The organism is Amycolatopsis panacis, from assembly GCF_003600245.1.
GTDB lineage: Bacteria > Actinomycetota > Actinomycetes > Mycobacteriales > Pseudonocardiaceae > Amycolatopsis > Amycolatopsis sulphurea.
Genome location: NZ_QZFV01000048.1, coordinates 1 through 703, shown reverse-complemented (window position 1 = coordinate 703; position 703 = coordinate 1). Strand labels below are relative to the sequence as shown.

Below are 703 nucleotides of genomic sequence, written 5' to 3'. Positions count from 1 at the left end.
CCATAAGCCCCTGCCAACTCACCAATCGAATGCCCCACCAGGAAATCCGGACGAACACCCCACGACTCCAGCAAACGGAACAACGCCACCTCAAGGGCGAACAACGCAGGCTGAGCATTGCCCGTCTGATCAAGATCACCACCCACCGGCAACAACGCACACACCTTGTCATACGCCGCGGCGAACACCGGGAACGCCGCGTAAAGCTCACGACCCATACCAGGCCGCTGCGAACCCTGGCCCGTGAACAGGAACCCGAGCCTGCTCGCCGCGGCCTGTCCGGTCACCAGGTTGGGTGCGGCCCGGCCTTCGGCGAGCGCGATCAGTCCGGCGCGCAGCTCGGCTCGGTCCCCCACGACCACGGCGCGGCAAGCGTGCGCGGTGCGGGTGGTCGCCAGCGAGTACGCGACGTCCCGGTGGTCGCCCGGGTCGGCGGCGATCAGCCGCTCGGCCTGCGCGCGAAGGGCCTCGTCGGTACGCCCGGACAGCACCCACGGCAGGATGGCCGGGACCGGTTCCGTGTGCTCCGGAACCGATTCCTCCGGAGCCTGTTCGAGGATGACGTGGGCGTTGGTACCGCTGATCCCGAACGACGACACCGCCGACCGTCGCGGACGTTGCACCCGCGGCCACACGCGTTCTTCAGCCACCAGTTCGACCCCGCCCGAAGACCAGTCGACGTGCGGCGACGGCTCGTCAATAT

Annotated in this window: 1 protein-coding gene; it reads right to left on the bottom strand. The window is 68.1% G+C overall.

The window, feature by feature from the left end; all coding sequences use genetic code 11:
* Positions 1–703, bottom strand: a 703-nt coding sequence (locus tag D5S19_RS03865; RefSeq protein ID WP_147397323.1) for an acyltransferase domain-containing protein, incomplete at both ends; no start/stop codon positions are given.